The organism is Hyphobacterium lacteum (genome assembly GCF_036330345.1).
Lineage (GTDB): Bacteria > Pseudomonadota > Alphaproteobacteria > Caulobacterales > Maricaulaceae > Hyphobacterium > Hyphobacterium lacteum.
The window spans coordinates 128,040-141,940 of sequence record NZ_JAZDRP010000003.1; the positions used below are offsets into that span (position 1 = coordinate 128,040).

Genomic DNA, 13,901 nt, shown 5'->3' on the forward strand with positions numbered 1-13,901 from the left:
GTCAGTCCTCATACTCGATGTAGAAATACTGGATTCTGGGTTCATAGGCGTACCGCTCGCTAACGCGCATATGCAGCACGGCGTTGGGATTGGCCGTAACGCTCTGTACGGCCTGGATCAGCTCACTGGCGTGCCAGCGGCGGATCTGGGTGTCCGGCGTTACATCGCCATAACCACCGATCGGGAAGGTATAAATCAGGTTTCCATACCGATCCGGGTCTTGGCAATGCACGCGGACGAGGATGTCCATGACCTGAAGCCTGCGAATATTCCGGCATTCAAGGCCATAATCGCTGACCGGTTCCCGGCCGCGATCCGCCCGCCTTTGCTGTTCTTCTTCCGCTTCATCCTCGTCCTCGCCCAGCATCTCCAGAACACGGCGCGTCAGGGTCGGAACGTCTTCTTCCCTGTCCTGGATTCTGTTTGCGGGTACGCGCGGAACCTGTTGTGGCTGGCGCAGCTGTTCCTGCGCCTGGGCCGTCCCCGGGGTCAGCCAGAAACTGCCGGCGATCAGTGCGAGCGCTGCGAAGATGTGTCTTGCCTGTCGCATCAATCGATCACCGCCAGAATGCGATAGCAGGGAATGGGATTGCGGGCGCTCGCCCCGCGCAGCCCGGTCTCGTCGCAAATCGCCTGTGATGCGTTGTCAGCGGTGTCATAGTGCACCGTGATGGAATCCCTTGCGGATGTCTGGCTGTTGCGGGCCTCGATAAGCCAGCTCATGAAGGCGGAGATGCCCCCGGGGCGTGTGCCGCCATCAGTGGCCATGAAAATGCGGCCAGTCGGACCGGTGTCGCAGACAAAACCACCGCCGCCACGCGTGAATGCGGTTTCTGCGATACGGCACTCGATTGACCCGGAATCCAGCATCCCGGTGTCCTGAGCGCCTGTCATCACCCGTCGCTGGGCGTCAGCCGCGCTCGCAGCGCTGACCAGCAGAAGGGCGGCTGTCAGTGTGCGGATCATGACTTCGGCCCCTCGGCCGGTTTGTCTTTTTTCTTGTACATGGCGAGCATGCGCTGGGTGACGAGGAAGCCGCCAAAAATGTTCACGCTGGCAAGTATGACGGCGAGCGCGCCTGCACCTTTGGCAAAACTGGAACCCGAAGCAGCGCCATCCCCGATCAGGGCGGGGGCCGCCGCAGCCAGCAGTGCACCGACAATGATCACTGATGAAATGGCGTTGGTGACCGCCATCAGCGGCGTGTGCAGGGCCGGGGTCACTGACCAGACCACATAATAACCGACGAAGATCGCCATCACGAAAATGGCGAGGCGGAGGGTGATCGGATCAACAGCGTCCATGGTGGTCCCTTCCTATTTCAGTGTCTCGTGCACGACTTTGCCGTCGCGCGTCAGCGCCATGCCGACAATGACTTCATCATCCCAGTGCGGCGCCAGCTTGCCGTCATCATCCACCAGAAGCGGCGTCAGATTGACCAGATTGCGCGCATAGAGCGCCGAGGCATCAGCCGCCAGGCGGCCGGGCAGATTGGTGAAGCCGGCAATCGAAACACCCTTGTGTTCGACGATTTCGTCCGGCTTCGTCAGCTCGCAATTACCGCCCATGGCCGCTGCGATGTCGATGATCACCGAGCCCGGCTTCATGGTCTCAACCATCGCCTTGGTGATCAGTTTCGGGGCCGGACGACCCGGGATCAGCGCGGTGGTGACGACCACATCCTGCTTGGCAATGTGGCTGGCCACCAGCTCGGCCTGTTTGGCCTGGTATTCCTTGGACATTTCCTTGGCATAGCCACCGGACGTCTCGGCCGCCTTGAATTCCTCGTCCTCGACCGCGATGAATTTCGCGCCCAGCGAGGCGACCTGCTCCTTGGCGGCGGGGCGGACATCGGTGGCCGAGACCACAGCGCCCAGCCGGCGCGCGGTGGCAATCGCCTGAAGGCCGGCCACACCGGCCCCCATGATGAACGCCTTGGCCGCGGCAACGGTACCCGCGGCTGTCATCATCATCGGGAAGGCCCGGCGATAGATTTGCGAGGCTTCGATGACGGCGCGATATCCGGCGAGATTTGATTGCGAGGAGAGGGCGTCCATCGCCTGCGCCCGGGTGATGCGCGGTGTGAATTCCATCGACAGCGCATCAATGCCGGCATCGGCAAAGGATTTTGCTTTGGCCTTGTCGCCGTGCGGCTCCAGCAGGCCGACCAGAAGACAGCCCTTGGGCAGTTTGGCCAGTGTCGCATCGTCAGGCGTGCGCACGGCGTAGATCGCATCGGCGTCTTTCAGCGTGGCGGCCAGCGTGCCCATCTTGGCACCGGCGGCCTCGAACAGGTCGTCCGGCAGGCTGGCGGTCTCGCCGGCTCCCTTCTCGACATGGATCTCATGCCCGGCACCGATCAGTTTCTTGACGGTCTCGGGAGTGGCAGCAACCCGGGTTTCCCCGTCGCGGCGTTCTTTCAGGATGGCAATCTTCATGCGGTCCGATTCGGCTTTGAGAGGCTCAAAGGAAACCGCACCATGGGGCAATTCAGCGACGCTGAAAAGGGGGGCAGCCCGCCGCACGGATTTGCTTGTTCAAAGCGCCCCGATTTGAAAGGTGCGCATGCAGGGACGATGCTGAATTGGATAATCTACAGCCGGAATAACCGATGCTGTCAGCTGCAGGCTGGATGAAGCGATTTCGCTGTCAAAACAAACCCGGCAGTCTCAATAAAGAATGCCCGGTTCAGGCTAGAGCATCATTCCAACAAGGCCTGCCACAATCGCGCTCAGGAAGCAGATCGCGGCAAAGCCGATCACGGTCGCATACCAGCTGGCCTTCAGCTTCAGGGCGAGTCCCATCAGGATGCCCACAATCGTGGTGATAATCAGCGAAACCATCCAGCCGGCGTGGGCAGCGAAGGTGAGCGACAGGAAAAGGACTGACAGAATGGTCAGCCCGCCAAACCAGACGGACATGCCGATGAAGCTGGAAAACGTGCGGCTCTGTTCCGCGATGTTCATCGTGCCGCGTTCGTAATCAGCCATGTGTGCCCCCTTGCAGGTCTAAAACCGGATTTGGATGCGGATTATCATGCGTTTTCGTGTCCGCCAAGTCTTCTGCGTGTGGCGTTTCAGCGCTGGCTCCAGCCCGACTGCATCAGGGTTTCCAGTGCGGCGGCAACGGCCAGCGGCTCGTCGAGGATCAGATGATGTCCGGCGTCGGGAATCGAGACCATTGGCGTGTCAGCCTGGAAGGTCTCTTTCATGAAGGCCCAGATCTCTTCTGTCACCAGTGAGGAGTTGGCACCGCGGAAGAAGGCCAGCGGGCACTTCGTGGTGTCGCGCAGCACCTCGGGATCCCGGCGCTGGAACTCCATCTTGGCCCAGAGATTGACGTCGAACTTCCAGGAATATCCGCCATCGACCGCCTTCAGCGAGTTGCGCGCGATATGGTCGATGACAGCCAATTGATCGCAGGGCTGCGGCGGCAGAAGACGGAAACGCGCAATCGGGGTTTCCATGTCCTCATAGACCTTGCCTCCGCGCCGCGGCGGTGAGGAGGAGCGTTGCTCCTTTTGTGGCCGCACGGGCGAATCCAAAATGATCGCGCCCGCCAGCTCATCGCCATACGTCATGGCCGACATCATGGTAACGAAACCGCCGAAGGAGTGGCCGGCCTGGAAGGGTTTTCCGGCTTCGAAAAGGCCAGCAGCTTCAGCCACGGCCTTCACCTCGTCGGCATATTGAGGAACGCGGTAGACTTCTCGATGACCGCTATCGCCCATGCCGGACAGATCGATGGCGGCCACGCGGCGGTTTTCCAGCAAAGCCGGTGCGATCGCATCCCACCATTGCTTGTGGGCGACGCCGCCATGAACCAGCATGATGCCCGGCTTGCCGCGCTCACCCCAGGCCTTCCAGACGATGTCCACACCATCAACCTCGACACGGCCGGACTCGGTGCCGGTTGCCAGCATTTTTGTGAGCCATTCCGGATATTCCGGTTTCTGGCCGTTGAGGTCTTCCAGCGGCGGGCGGATTTCGCGCAGGGCTTCGGATGCTTTGCTCATACTTATCGGCTAGACCCGATTGTGCAGTGCGTCAATTGCTCCCGACGTTGACGTTCGCGTCAAAGATTCGACACCGCCAGCGCATTATTGGCGATATGCAAAAGAATGGGCGCCCACAACCGCCCGGTGACCTTTCTGGCCAGGGCCGCACAGACGCCCAGCACGGTCGTGTAGACGACCGTTGGCCAGCCCGCGAAAACGTGTAGCAGGCCGAAAAACACCGACGTCAGCAGGATCGGCCAGAACCATCCGCCCATTCGCACGACCAGCGCTGGCAGGATCCAGCCACGGATGACGACTTCCTCGATATAGGGCGCCAGAAGCACGATCGTCGGTACCAGAAACCAGACGGCGTATTGCGAATTTTCCGGCATGGGCGGCGAGGTCATGTCCAGCGGGATTGGCGAGACCCGTTGCAGGAGATCGACCGCCGTGATGCTGAAGACCAGGCTGAGGGTGAAAAAGATGGCGCCATAGGCGGTCTCCAGCCCCGGCCTTTGTGGGCGCGGATCAAGGACGGGAGAGGCCAGTCCCCGCGGCAACAGCCATAGCCCGAACAGGGCCAGAACCCCGGCATAGGTGCCGATCAGGACGAGATAATAGGTTTCGATCGCGCGGTCGTAACTCGCCGCCACATCGCCGCCATTCAGGCTGGTGACCAGACCTGTAATAACGCCGGCAACAATCGTCGAACCCAGAACCAGGAGCGGCCAGGCCAGCATCCAGCCGAGAGGATCGCCCAGCGTTCCGCGTCGGTCCATCGCGACCCGGTTCATCAGATCCTCTGGCTCGAAGGGCCAGGCCGGGCGCGGCAAGACAAACCGGGGAGGCATGGGGGTGCTCATCCGTGTTTGATGATCGCGCCCTGCCGAGGCGTCAACCGGCGATGGCAATGCCCGGCCGGGTCACCGCCGCGCGATGGGCTGACAGGGCGCCGGCAATCACGCCCGACAGTGTGCCGAGCAGAACCGAACCGGTCAGCACATTCGGATCGAACTGCGCCGGCCATCCCAGCCACGTGGTCGAAAGCGGCGCGATCACCAGCGCGGCGGCAATGCCCGCGAGGCCACCCATTAGTCCGAGGATCAGATTCTCTGTGGCGAACTGGATCAGAATATCCATGTAGGACGCACCGTGAATGGCCTGGATCGCGATGTTCCGCCGGCGCATCTCGGTCAGCGTCCAGCTGGCACCGGCAAAGGCCAGAAGCGAAGCCACCATGGCGATGCCGGCAATTCCGGTGAGCAGGCGGGTCAGAAGATCGCGCTGCTGTTCCATCGCGCGGGTCGGCGCATTCGGATCGGCAAACAGGAAAGGCGAAGCCTGGGATTGCGGAACGCCATGCAGGCGGCGCAGCACGCGGTCGGCTGTATGCCGTGCGTCATACAACTGGTCCCGTGACCGCAACACGATCGTCAGCCGGCTGGCTTCATTCGGTGCCAGATGATCGTTGGGCATGAAATAGCGCGCGGCGGCATCAAACGGCGCAATCACTGCATCGGCATAGCGGCTGGCGATCACGGTTTCCCCGGGCTCGAATACCCCCTGCACATAACAGCTCAGCCCGTTGAGGCGGATGGTCTGACCGGCCGCGCGGTTACCACCAAACAGGCTGGCCGCTGCGTCTGAACCGAGCAGGCAGACGCGCCGTGAACTGTCGAGGTCTTCCGGCTCGAGATGGCGCCCCTGTGCGATGTTCATGTCGGCTTCGAACCGGTAATCGCCGCGTACACCAAACACGGTGATGTCGGCGCGCTGATCCTGGTAGGCGGCAGGGACTTGCCGCCCGATCCGCCAGGCCGCATGGCCCTCGACCAGATCTTCCCCGAACATTTCGTTCAGCCGGTCCAAATCGGATAGCCGTGCGATCCGCGAGGACTCACCGGCCAGGTAGTTGGGTGTGATCACCAGTGAACGCGCATAGGCGCCAAAGGCCAGCCGCTCGATCTCTCCGCTGAAGCCCGAAATGATGGCGGTCGACAATGACACCACGCAAACGCCGGCGCCGAGGGTCAGAACCATGAGGGCGGCGCGGACCGGCCGGGACAGGATTGCCAGCTGGGCCAGTATAATGTTCTCGCCCAGCCTTTGTTGCACCTTGCGGGGCGCTTCGCGGACATAGGCCAGCAGCCATTGAAGGAAACCGGGGCGGGATGTGCCGGAAGCCGCCATCAGCTGGCCGGTGCCGCTCCGCCGGAACTGAGTGCAGCAATCCCGTGGCTGACCTTGATGATGCGGGTTGCGAAATCCTCGTCCATCAGGCGGTGGTCGTGCGTGGCGATGAAAACACAGGCGCCGCGCGCAGCTTCATCCCTCAGGATGTCCCGCATCAGGTAGGCATTGTCCTCATCAAGCGCCGCAGTCGGTTCATCACAGATCACAATCGCGGCCTGTCGCGCAATTGTACGGGCCATGGCGACGCGATGACGTTCGCCGCCCGATAATTCTCTGAGCTTCTTGCTTATTTTGTCCTTCAGCCCGACCCGCTCCAAGGCAGCCTGACAGCGGGAATCGCGTTCCTCGCGGGCGATTTCGGCATAGCGGAGGGGCAAGAGCACATTCTGCCAGACGCTGAAATCGTCGATCAGCCCGCCATCCTGGAACAGATAGGCGACGCGGTGGCGCCGGTAATGGGCCAGCCAGTCATGCCGATGCGGCAAATCCTGCTCGATTGCGGTTTTGCGCTTTTTCGAGGGATCGGCGCTGATATCCCACATCACCTGCATCCGGCCCTGCTCGGGGCAGTCCAGCCCGCCCAGCATTTTCAACAGGGTCGATTTGCCTGAGCCGGATTCGCCCACGAGGACGGTAATCTCGCTCGGACAGAAGGCCTGCTCCGCCTCGAACACTACGGAGGGCGTCGTCCTCTGAGTGCCATAATAATGGTGCAGGTTTTCAACCCGCAGCGTCCAATGGGTTGATGCGAGCTGTCCCATCAATACCGCTCCCGGTCACGGATCAGCACCTCATCACCGATGCGGATATCGCCGTCGACAATCTCGACATATCGATCGTCTTCAGCGCCGACGCGCACGCGATGCATGACGGGACGGCCGTCCTCAAGTACAAACAGCCGCCGCTGTCCGGCGCGGACAATCTGTCCGCCGAGCGTGCCGATCGCCGCGGCACACCGCATGGAGGCAGTCATTTCCGAGGTCTGCAGACCTGGTAGGCTGTTGATGTCCTCGTCCGTGACTTCGTCGGGGCACCAGCCAACAGGAAAGGTCGACAAGGCTTCGATGCGGACACGGGTCACAGCGCGGGCCTCATCATGGACGAATTCCACCGCAGCCGTCATGCCGGGAAGCAGCCGCTGTTCCGGGTCGCTGGCCTCGATCAGGACGGGGTAGGAGACAAACCGCCCATTCTCCCGCGGAGAGCGGCGGACAGGTCCGGAAATGCCGTAGAATTCCTCGCCCGGATAGGCTTCGACGGTGAACCGGACCTCCAGCCCCTCTTCGACCCGGCCGATATCATTTTCAGCGACCAGTGCCTCGATCACGACATTTGTCAGGTCAGAGGAAACAATGAAGAGCGTGGGCGTGGACTGCGCTGCGGAAACCGTCTGGCCGACCTCTATCAGCCGGTCCTGGATAAAACCGTTGATTGGTGAGCGGATTTCCGTTCGGGCCAGATCGATGCGGGCCTGTTCAACGCGGCTTTCGGCAAGTTCGACCTCGGCCCGGGCCTGGGCCAGCTGTGCTTCATGAGCGACGAGATCGAACTCATACTCCTCGACGAGACTGGCCGGTGCGGTGCCGCGTGTCTGTAGTTGCCGGGCCCGGTCCAGCTCGCGGGCGGCATTGTCGCGTTCGGCAGAGGCAGCGCGCACCCGCGCATTGGCTGTGCGCAGGCTCGCCTGTGCCTGTGCCAGCCCGGCCTCATAGGGCGCCGGATCAATCCGCGCCAGGAGCTGTCCTTCTTCGACCTCGTCGTCAAAATCGGCGAGTATCTCGATGATGCGCCCGGTGATCTCCGCGCCCACCTCGACCTGTCCGGCAGGACGGATTTCGCCAATCGCCGGAACGATATCGCGGATATCGCCATAGCTTACCGCTTCGGTCACATAGCGGGGGTCGCTGGCACCCGCCGAAGGGCTGCAGGATGCCAGGGCATAGCTTGATAGGGCCAGTAAGGGCGCGGCTACTCGCATCTCGTCACCCGTGATCTGATAGCCGGTATAGTAGGTCGACAGGCCTTTCATGCAAGTTAAAAGCGAAAAGACACTTTTTTGCATCTATAAGCCGATAATTCGTCAACCTAGTCGTGGGCTTCGATCAGCCGGGAAAGTGTGTGCCGCTCCGGATGGTTTTCCATCAGCCACCAGCCTGATGCGCTGGAAAGCCAGAGCTCCCGTGTGCCGCCCTCGCCGTCGTCGCCACTGTCCCGCGTGATTGTGTAGACATTGGCGGGGAGGGTTTCATCGCCGAGCGCGAAGGGTTCACATCGGTCAAAGGAGACCGTTAGCCGATAACGCTCGCCGGCTCCGCCGCTACGTTCGTGAACATAGACGTCCTCGTTCTGGCCGGGTTCAAGTCGCGCCAGGACCTCGTCCGGTGACGGGCTGTAGGAAAACTCCCGGCGCCGCGGTCCTGTGCCAAGCGAGCGGACAAAGGCGATGCCGCCAAACCCGCGGACCGGCGCTTGCCGGTTCATGAATATATCGTCTCTGGAAAACCCTCCGCCCTGATAGAAGGTTATGGCAAGGTCTCGGCCTGCGACGATGTCGTGTTGCATCAAAAGGTCCGACGTTTCGCCATTGATGATGGTCTCGTAGAGAAAGCTTTCACCACGCTCCGGCGGTTCGGCTTCCATCAGGGGGCCACATCCTGCGGCCTGGAAGGCAAGGGCAAGATACAGGGGCAATGGCATTACGGCCTCCGAAAAGATTACGATGTGAAGAGGCCGCAGTCTGAGGCCGCGCACAACCTCAAGTCAATCTGACATGCTCAAATCCGGCAGGCGGTCCAGGCTGGAAAGTGGCCGGCCGGGGCACTCATCGCGCACCGTCCGGCCAGTGGGCTCAGCTGCCGCCCGGCGGGCAATCATTCTCGGCCAGACATTTATGCAGGCAGATGCTGTATTCGCCTCCATAGAGGCCTTCGCATTGCTGAACGCAGTTATAGCAGCTGGCAATCGCCATGGATGATGACGCGGCAACCGCGATGAGGCTGCCCAGAACAAGCTTGAAGAGTTTCATGTGTCTCTCCCCCAGATAGTGGAAAGCCACCAATACAACCTGCAGTATTTTATGCAACCCAAAAGAGAGCCGAATGCCTTCAGGCCCGGTACGCTGCGGTTATGCTTAATACTGTGTCACCGGCGCATACACGTGAATTTTACTACCCCTGTCCCATAACGGCACCCGGATGGATTGCCCCCGTCACCGCCACAAAGGTGGGATGGGCGAGGCCAAAAGGCCCGGCAACAACAATGTGGGAAGCCGAAAGGGCTTGGGTGAGATGGCTAAGACTGTGCTGATCGTCGATGACGATCCGACGCAACGCCGCCTGTTGCAGGCGGTTCTCGAAAAACAGGGCTTCGAGATCGACTCGGCCGACAGTGGTGAAGCGGCGATGGACCGTCTGTCACGCGGGGGTGTGGACGTCGTTCTTCTGGACCTGGTCATGCCGGGCATGGATGGAATGGACGTTCTGGAAGCTGCCCAGCGCAAGGGCTTGGATGTCCCGATCATCGTGCTGACGGCTCATGGTGGTATCGAAACCGTCGTGGCGGCCATGCGCGCGGGCGCGTCGGACTTCTTCATCAAGCCGGCCAGCCCGGAACGCATAACGGTTTCGGTCCGCAATGCGTTGAAGATGCAGTCGCTGACCGGTGAGGTGAAGCGCCTCAAGAAAACCCGCAGCGACGGTTCGCTCGGTTTCGAAGACATGATTGCCGGGGCTCCGGCCATGCAACAGGTCGTCCGTCTGGGGCAGCGCGCCGCCGCATCCTCGATCCCGATCCTGATTACCGGGGAAAGCGGTGTCGGCAAGGAGCTGGTGGCCGGTGCCATCCGCGCCGCTTCAGAGCGCGCCGACAAGCCGTTTGTGGCTGTGAACTGCGGCGCCATTCCGGAAAACCTCGTGGAATCCACCCTTTTCGGTCACGAGAAGGGATCGTTCACCGGCGCGGTGGGCAAGCATATGGGCAAGTTCCAGGAGGCCGATGGCGGGACGCTCTTCCTTGACGAGATCGGCGAGCTTCCGCTCGACATGCAGGTCAAGCTGCTGCGGGCCCTGCAGGAAGGCGAGGTCGATCCGGTCGGCTCCAAGGCTCCGGTCAAGGTGGATGTCCGCATCATCTCGGCTACCAATCGCGATCTGACCCATGAGGTCGAGGCGGGACGTTTCCGCGAAGATCTGTTCTATCGCCTCAACGTTTTCCCGATCGAGGTGCCGTCCCTGCGCACCCGCAAGGAAGATATTGCGGCCCTGGTCCGGCATTTCATCACGCGTTTCAATGCGCAGGAAAGCCGTTCGGTCGTTGATGCCGCTCCGGACACGATGGCCATGCTTTGCGCCTTCGACTGGCCGGGCAATGTCCGCCAGCTGGAAAATGCCGTCTTCCGGGCCGTTGTCCTTTGCGAGGGTGATTATCTGCGTCCGGAAGATTTCCCGCAAATCTCCGGCGTGGTTGCCGATCTGTCCGATCTGCCGCCGCCACCACTACCGGAAAACAGCGAGCTGTTCGCTGATGCACAGGCGGAAGCCATGCCGGTGCCGATCCTCGATGAGGGCGGACATTTGCGGCCGCTGGAATCGATCGAACGCGATCTGATCGAGTTTGCGATCGAGACCTATGCCGGGCGCATGGCCGAAGTCGCCCGCCGGCTGGGGCTGGGCCGGTCAACGCTCTATCGCAAGGTTCGCGAATACGATCTGGATGTTGATCAGGCCCGCTCGGCCTGATCTGGCACCCAGGCCAGTTCAAACTGTTCAAAGCAGGCGGGAAGGTCTTCGGAAAATTCGAAGCCTTCCCGTTTCGCTTCCCGCTTCCAGTAAGCGATGTGGGCGTCCCACCAGTATTCGAAGGACCGGTCGCCTTCGCCCTCGATCCAGGCAAAATCCGCATCCGCCTCGCGCACCGGTTTGACCTCGGCTTTCGTCGTCCGGATCACGCAGGCTGGCTGGCCGCGTCCGTCGAGGATGACCGACAAATCGCCGGGTTCGGGAAAGCGCGCGCCGGGTTGCTCATACCAGCGCGCCAGCGCGCAGGTGGCCTGCTTCTGTCCGGTCAGGACCAGATGTAACAGTTCATCCGCCATCGCTTCGCTGTCTCCGAACTGGTCGACATCGACCGGCTCGCCGGAATACCCGGTCTCGGCGCAAAACCGGTCCCAGAAGGCGCGCTGCTCAGCTGTCATCCTTGTCGCCTTTCACAACGCGCAGCTTTGGCGGTCCCGAGGGGCGGATCGGTTGGGGCGATTCCGGCGCCTCGGCGTCGCTTTCAATATCCTCGTTAATGTCGCGCACACGTGGCCCGCTGCCCTTGCGCTTGAAGCTCGATTTGAACCCCTTGCCGCGCGACATCGGCTTGCGGGCCTTGCCCGCTGCTTTCTTCTCGATCTCGCGAAGCTTGGCGGTCTGCAGGCCGGACAGCGCCTCGTCCAGCTGGCCCTTGTCGGGATCGTTGAAGGCCGAGCCATAGGTCTCCAGCCGGTCCTCTACGGAGCCGAGAAACTCGTCTTCCCAGTCCGATAACGTATCGGTCTTGCCACTATCCTCGATCTTCTTGCGCGCGCGCTGAAGGCGGCGCAAAGCCTTGCGGGTCTTCTTCGGATCGACCTCGCGCGGCAATCCGGGCCTAGCCCTCGACCGCGCCCATATAGAGCTCGAGCAGGGCTTCGGTTTCCTGCCGCTCATTGCGGTCGATCTTGCGCAGGGCGACGACGCGGCGAAGGATCTTGGTGTCGTAGCCCATGGCTTTTGCCTCGGCATAGACTTCCTTCAGGTCTTCCATCACCTGCTTCTTGTCTTCTTCCAGCCGCTCGATGCGGGCGACAAAGGCCTTCAGCTGTTCGCGCGCGGCGTTGCCCATGGAGTGGGAATTGTCGGTAACGGCGGATGCATCATCCATGGTGCGGGCTCCAGCTGGTCTTTGAACGGTCCGGCAAGCTAGTCGCTCGGCGTTGAGGGCTCAAGACGCGCAGGTGCGCGAAACGTCAATTGTCCCCAGCCCGGTGCAGTGAGTCCAGCGCATCACGAACGGCGTCCGGCGATTGGTGATGCAGCATGTGACCCCAGTCCTCCCGGATCACGGTGCGGGCATTGGGCATGATCCCGGCGGCGGGCACGGCATGCCGCTGCGTGTAGACAACCTCGTCGCTGCTTCCGGCCAGCATTACGACCGGCAGTTGGATGGAAGGGTAGAGGAGTTCCTGGCGGGCGAGATGAGCGTTGACCTGCGCCATGTCCTCGGCGTTCGCCTTGAAGATATCGGTACGGAAAATGCGCCGGGCCTGAACGGTTTCGCCATAGCCCTCTGGAACCGGGGCGGGATGGAAGGTTTCGGCCAACCCGTCATCCAGACGCCCGGGTCCGACCAGCGGAACGATCACTCTGGTGATCAATGGGCCAATTCCGAACCAGCGCGAGGCACGATTGTACCAGGCAGCCTCACCAACGCCGGAATAGAGCGGAGCACCGATCAGAACCAGTCCGGAAATCGTATCCGGATGATCAATCGCCAGCCGCATGGAAATGGCACCGCCCCAGGAATGGCCGATCACGGCAGGGCTTTCGAGATCCAGCTCCCCGATCAGGCGGGCCAGCAGGGCAGCCTCTCGTTCCGGTGACCAGTCACCGGACGGACGCTCGCTCCAGCCAAGGCCGGGGCGGTCGACATAGATCGCACGATATCCATCCAGCGTATCCGACAGGGCCATGCGCATGTCCTCGGCATTCGAGGACGCACCATGAAGCAGGACGACGGGCGGGCCGTCGCCTTCGGCGACAAAGCGGATGCGCGCATCGTCGATTTCGATGAAGGAACCGGAGGGCGGCATGTCGTCAGCGTCCAGTGCGGGGACGAGGGCCAGAAAAAGCGTCAAGCAGCATAACCGGAGAACCATCACAGCGAGCGGCCGCTGAGCCGGGCCCGTATGCGCGCTGCATTGCGACCGGCCAGCTCATAGGCCGGATAGATGGTCAGCGCTTCCTGATAGGCTTCCAGAGCCGCTTCGGGCTGCTCGGCGCGCTCCAGCGTCGAGCCAAGAAGGTAATAGGCATCAAAGCGCCGGGGCTCCAGTTGCAGCGCACGGTTCAGCGCCTCCAGCGCATAGCTCCAGTCCTCCTGCGCAAAGGCGACCTGTGCCGAGCGTAGCCAGCCCTCGGCATAGTCCGGCTGCAGTTGGGTGACATGGTTAAACATGCGCGCAGCGATTCCGGCATTATCGGCTGCCATGGCGGTTTCGCCGCGATCCATCAGCAGGTCGATCGTATCGCTTCCGGAGATCGCCCACAGCGCCAGGATCTCGTCGACCAGCGGCGTCGCCTCTTCCGGAGTCGCTGTCTGCAGGGCATCCAGCCGCACGTCCAGCCGATCTTCGGGCGTCTGATACGGCACGCCCGGTTCCGGGACGGCAATCTGCAGGGCGAGGGCGAGAAGAAGCACTTTCATGAAAGGGAAAATACGCGGGAATGCCGCGGCGTCCAGCAGGCTTGCCCGTGCGTGACGGAAGTTTAATCGCTGCCGGAATCAAAAACGCCCCGGCAAAACCGGGGCGCTCTTCGCGTTTCTGTCGCAGCTGGCCTAGCCGGCGCGCGCCTTGAAACGCGGGTCTTTCTTGTTGATCACAAAGACACGGCCACGGCGACGCACCACCTGACAGGCAGCGTGGCGATTTTTCAGCGATTTAATCGAGCTGCGGACTTTCATCGGACCG

The 13,901-nt window shown here is 61.8% G+C and carries 19 protein-coding genes; 1 reads left to right on the forward strand and 18 read right to left on the reverse strand.

Annotated elements, in window-relative coordinates; genetic code table 11:
• Position 1: 1 nt before the first annotated feature.
• The 12 genes from V0U79_RS05410 to V0U79_RS05465 all read right to left on the reverse strand — a co-directional run bounded on the left by V0U79_RS05410 (position 2) and on the right by V0U79_RS05465 (position 9,215).
• Positions 2-550 (reverse strand): hypothetical protein, encoded by a 549-nt coding sequence (locus tag V0U79_RS05410; RefSeq protein WP_330198460.1) that lies wholly within the window; start codon positions 548-550, stop codon positions 2-4.
• The gene (locus tag V0U79_RS05415) at positions 550-966 is read right to left on the reverse strand and encodes a hypothetical protein (RefSeq protein WP_330198461.1); all 417 of its coding nucleotides are present in this window, start codon (positions 964-966) and stop codon (positions 550-552) included. Before V0U79_RS05415 ends, V0U79_RS05410 begins: the two co-directional genes overlap by 1 nt.
• Complete coding sequence (locus V0U79_RS05420; RefSeq protein ID WP_373696445.1) at positions 963-1,304, reverse strand: NAD(P) transhydrogenase subunit alpha part 2; 342 nt, start codon at positions 1,302-1,304, stop codon at positions 963-965. The genes V0U79_RS05415 and V0U79_RS05420 overlap by 4 nt, the downstream gene beginning before the upstream one ends.
• A 12-nt stretch (positions 1,305-1,316) precedes the next feature.
• Positions 1,317-2,438 carry a Re/Si-specific NAD(P)(+) transhydrogenase subunit alpha gene (locus tag V0U79_RS05425; protein ID WP_330198462.1) on the reverse strand — a complete coding sequence of 374 codons (1,122 nt, stop codon included), beginning with the start codon at positions 2,436-2,438 and terminating at the stop codon, positions 1,317-1,319.
• 255 nt (positions 2,439-2,693) lie between these two features.
• Entirely contained in the window at positions 2,694-2,990 is a 297-nt protein-coding gene (locus V0U79_RS05430) for an aa3-type cytochrome c oxidase subunit IV (protein WP_330198463.1), read from the reverse strand.
• An 86-nt stretch (positions 2,991-3,076) separates the two neighbouring features.
• On the reverse strand, positions 3,077-4,015 hold the full coding sequence (locus V0U79_RS05435) for an alpha/beta fold hydrolase (protein WP_330198464.1): 939 nt from the start codon (positions 4,013-4,015) through the stop codon (positions 3,077-3,079).
• A gap of 59 nt (positions 4,016-4,074) precedes the next feature.
• The gene (locus tag V0U79_RS05440; protein WP_330198465.1) at positions 4,075-4,848 is read right to left on the reverse strand and encodes a CPBP family intramembrane glutamic endopeptidase; all 774 of its coding nucleotides are present in this window, start codon (positions 4,846-4,848) and stop codon (positions 4,075-4,077) included.
• A gap of 43 nt (positions 4,849-4,891) precedes the next feature.
• Positions 4,892-6,187, reverse strand: a complete 1,296-nt coding sequence (locus V0U79_RS05445; protein WP_330198466.1) for an ABC transporter permease — start codon at positions 6,185-6,187, stop codon at positions 4,892-4,894.
• On the reverse strand, positions 6,187-6,951 hold the full coding sequence (locus V0U79_RS05450) for an ATP-binding cassette domain-containing protein (protein ID WP_330198467.1): 765 nt from the start codon (positions 6,949-6,951) through the stop codon (positions 6,187-6,189). Before V0U79_RS05450 ends, V0U79_RS05445 begins: the two co-directional genes overlap by 1 nt.
• Complete coding sequence (locus V0U79_RS05455) at positions 6,951-8,252, reverse strand: efflux RND transporter periplasmic adaptor subunit (RefSeq protein WP_330198468.1); 1,302 nt, start codon at positions 8,250-8,252, stop codon at positions 6,951-6,953. Before V0U79_RS05455 ends, V0U79_RS05450 begins: the two co-directional genes overlap by 1 nt.
• A gap of 23 nt (positions 8,253-8,275) precedes the next feature.
• A complete protein-coding gene (locus V0U79_RS05460; protein WP_330198469.1) occupies positions 8,276-8,887 on the reverse strand; it encodes a hypothetical protein in 612 nt (203 codons plus the stop codon).
• A gap of 151 nt (positions 8,888-9,038) precedes the next feature.
• Positions 9,039-9,215: a hypothetical protein gene (locus V0U79_RS05465; RefSeq protein ID WP_330198470.1), complete on the reverse strand. Its 177-nt coding sequence runs from the start codon at positions 9,213-9,215 to the stop codon at positions 9,039-9,041.
• A 262-nt stretch (positions 9,216-9,477) separates the two neighbouring features.
• Between V0U79_RS05465 and V0U79_RS05470 the strand changes: the two genes are divergently transcribed.
• Complete coding sequence (locus V0U79_RS05470; RefSeq protein WP_330198471.1) at positions 9,478-10,926, forward strand: sigma-54-dependent transcriptional regulator; 1,449 nt, start codon at positions 9,478-9,480, stop codon at positions 10,924-10,926.
• Here the strand turns inward: V0U79_RS05470 and V0U79_RS05475 are convergent.
• The 6 genes from V0U79_RS05475 to ykgO all read right to left on the reverse strand — a co-directional run bounded on the left by V0U79_RS05475 (position 10,908) and on the right by ykgO (position 13,894).
• Entirely contained in the window at positions 10,908-11,381 is a 474-nt protein-coding gene (locus tag V0U79_RS05475) for an ASCH domain-containing protein (RefSeq protein WP_330198472.1), read from the reverse strand. The genes V0U79_RS05470 and V0U79_RS05475 overlap by 19 nt on opposite strands.
• Positions 11,371-11,814 (reverse strand): hypothetical protein, encoded by a 444-nt coding sequence (locus tag V0U79_RS05480; protein WP_330198473.1) that lies wholly within the window; start codon positions 11,812-11,814, stop codon positions 11,371-11,373. Before V0U79_RS05480 ends, V0U79_RS05475 begins: the two co-directional genes overlap by 11 nt.
• Before the next feature lie 7 nt (positions 11,815-11,821).
• Entirely contained in the window at positions 11,822-12,094 is a 273-nt protein-coding gene (locus V0U79_RS05485; RefSeq protein ID WP_330198474.1) for a DUF2312 domain-containing protein, read from the reverse strand.
• A gap of 85 nt (positions 12,095-12,179) precedes the next feature.
• On the reverse strand, positions 12,180-13,067 hold the full coding sequence (locus V0U79_RS05490) for an alpha/beta fold hydrolase (protein ID WP_330198475.1): 888 nt from the start codon (positions 13,065-13,067) through the stop codon (positions 12,180-12,182).
• A 20-nt stretch (positions 13,068-13,087) separates the two neighbouring features.
• Positions 13,088-13,636 (reverse strand): tetratricopeptide repeat protein, encoded by a 549-nt coding sequence (locus tag V0U79_RS05495; protein WP_330198476.1) that lies wholly within the window; start codon positions 13,634-13,636, stop codon positions 13,088-13,090.
• A 132-nt stretch (positions 13,637-13,768) separates the two neighbouring features.
• A complete protein-coding gene (gene ykgO / locus V0U79_RS05500) occupies positions 13,769-13,894 on the reverse strand; it encodes a type B 50S ribosomal protein L36 (RefSeq protein WP_330198477.1) in 126 nt (41 codons plus the stop codon).
• Between the last annotated feature and the right edge of the window lie 7 nt (positions 13,895-13,901).